This window comes from Bradyrhizobium sp. P2_E8 (assembly GCF_056403875.1).
The window spans coordinates 1-2,439 of record NZ_JBFUES010001060.1 but is presented as its reverse complement, the minus strand read 5'-3'; the positions used below and the strand labels follow the sequence as shown (position 1 = coordinate 2,439).

Annotated in this window: 3 protein-coding genes; 2 read left to right on the top strand and 1 reads right to left on the bottom strand. The window is 62.5% G+C overall.

The window, feature by feature from the left end:
• Positions 1–597 (bottom strand): IclR family transcriptional regulator (locus tag AC1D00_RS36620; RefSeq protein ID WP_477014024.1); only part of this gene is annotated, 597 nt, incomplete at its 3' end.
• Between the two features lie 181 nt (positions 598–778).
• Here AC1D00_RS36620 and AC1D00_RS36615 point away from each other — a divergent pair.
• Entirely contained in the window at positions 779–1,939 is a 1,161-nt protein-coding gene (locus tag AC1D00_RS36615) for an aminotransferase class V-fold PLP-dependent enzyme (protein ID WP_477014023.1), read from the top strand.
• A 19-nt stretch (positions 1,940–1,958) separates the two neighbouring features.
• Positions 1,959–2,439: transporter substrate-binding domain-containing protein (locus AC1D00_RS36610; protein WP_477014022.1), on the top strand; the 481-nt coding region annotated here is incomplete at its 3' end.

Sequence of the window (2,439 nt, the reverse complement as noted above, 5' to 3'; positions counted from 1 at the left end):
CCGCACATACTCTTCGTTGGTTTTGGCCCAGCCGCGTTTGCGGGTCTCGTCGAGGACCTTCATCAGGTTTTCGACATCGATGATGGTCGTCTCGGTGTACCTCGTGAGCGTGAGTGCGCGGCACAGCTTCTCGCGCGCTCGCTCCGGCAATCGGCTCATGTAGATCTTGCCGGTCGATGTGCAGTGGAGCGGTGCCGCTTCGCCCGGATTGAATTGAAGCCCCTGCGGTTGCGACACGCGGACGCTGTCGACATAGGCAACGACATTGTCTCGGACCACACCGATCTCGCATTGCTCGCCGATTTCAGCCGCGACTGCGCGGAGCACGGCATGCCGGCGCGCGGTCCGGAAAGCTGCGCCGATGACCTTGGCCGACAGCGTGACCAGTTGGTTGCCAACCACGTAGCGCTTCGTGCCCAGGGCTTTCTGCAGAAGCCCGCGCTGCTCGAGATTCCCGATGAGACGATGCGCGGTGGGCAGCGGGAGAGCGAGCGCATTGGCGATTTCCGCGACCGAGACAGCTCTGACTTGACCCGCGACATGGCCAACGATGGCGAATGCCCGGTCGAGTGGTCCGTCGGAATTGCTTTGCTGCATCTGCCTGTCCTCGATTGACGAGACAAATAATTATCATTTTTCGGAATAAATACTATTGAAATATGAAAATTATTCTTGGCCGCGTCCGCAGATTGCTCATATCGTTGGCGTCGCCGAAAGGTGATCAGGATTTGTGCAGCGCAGCCGGAGCCCTGCCGGGCGCGCTCATCGGGAGTGTGGGATGTCTCGCCATTACGACGTCGATGCCGTGCGGAAGGAGTTTCCGGCTGTCGAGCGCATCACCTATCTCGACTCCGGCTTCCAGACGCCGCTCGCGCGCCCGGTCAAGGCGGCGATCGATCGCTTCCTCAGCGAGAGCCTCGAGACGGCCGGCCCCAAGAGCGTGTGGCTCGACCGCGTCGAGCAGACCCGCAAGAAGCTGGCGCGGTTTCTTGGCGCATCGGCCGATGAGATCGCCTTCACCAAGAACACCTCGGAAAGCATGAACATCGCCGCCAATGCGCTGCCCCTGCGCGCCGGCGACAAGGTCCTGATGATCCACGGCGATCATCCGAACAACGCCTATGCGTTCCTCAATCTGCGGCGCAAGGGCGTGACGGTTGAATTCGTGCCGATGACGGAGGTCGTGAACGCCGAAAGCCTTCGCCCGTACATCGATGCGAGCACGCGGGCGGTCTCGATGTCGCAGGTGACCTTCCACGCCGGCCATCGCTTCGACATCGAAAGCATCGGCGCGCTCTGCGACGAGAAGGGGCTCTATTTCGTCGTCGACGTGATGCAGGCGATCGGCGTCGTGCCGATCGATGCGAAAGCCCTGCGCGCGACCTTTATCGGATCGGGCAGCCACAAGGGATTGCTCGTGCCGCAGGGGCTCGGGCTCCTGTATTGGGACAAATCGAGGATCGAGCTCGAGCCCGCCTATCTCGCTGCCGCCAGCCTTGCTGAAGTTCCGGCCGATCTCATCGCCCGGCCCGACGAGCTCGAGCTCGCCCCGACCGCGCGCCGCTTCGAGCTCGGCAACTTCAATCTTCCGGCGATCCATGCGCTCGGAGCCTCCCTCGACATGATCGAAGCGCTCGGCGTGCAGAATATTCAGAACCATTGTCTCGATCTCGGCGATCATCTCATCGCGGGGCTCGACGCGCTGGACGTTCGCCTTGTCGGTCCCCGCGATCGGCGGCACCGCGCGCCGCACATCTACGTCATCGCGCTCCCTGCGGCCGAATGGCTCGGTCATTTCGAGCAGAATGGCATCCGGGTATCGCCGGAGCGCGATGGCATTCGCGTGTCATTCGGGATGTTCAACATTTTCGCCGATGTCGATCGCCTGATCGACATCATCAAGCGGCGCGGCGTGAAGCCGTCGTCCAGGGCCGCCTAGGCTGTTCTTCACAGGGGAGATGCACATGACGAGTTTTGCGCGTGTAGTGGGCGTTCTGTCCGGCCTTGCGGCCGTCGGCATCCTCGCTGGACCGTCGATCGCGGCCGACAGTCCCACGCTCGCCAAGATCAAGTCGAGCGGTGCCATCACCATCGGCCACCGCGAGGCCTCCATTCCGTTCTCGTATCTCGGTCCCGATCAAAAGCCGATCGGCTTTTCGCTCGACCTCTGCGCGGCTATCGTCGAGCGCGTCAAGACGGAGMTCAACCTGCCCAATCTCGCCGTCAATTACACGCCGGTGAACTCGTCCAACCGGATCCCGCTCATCCAAAGCGGCACCGTCGACATCGAGTGCGGTGGTACGGCGAACGACAGGAAGCGGCAGGAGCAGGTCTCGTTTTCGGTCGCCACCTTCGTCAGCCAGCCGCGCTGGCTGGTCAAGGCGGACAGCGGCGTGAAGGTGGCCGGCGATCTCAAGGGCAAGACGATCGTCGTGACCC

Bases quoted from the DNA above. Each gene is read 5' to 3' on its own strand.
- AC1D00_RS36615 (WP_477014023.1), top strand. From the start codon at position 779: ATGTCTCGCCATTACGACGTCGATGCCGTGCGGAAGGAGTTTCCGGCT.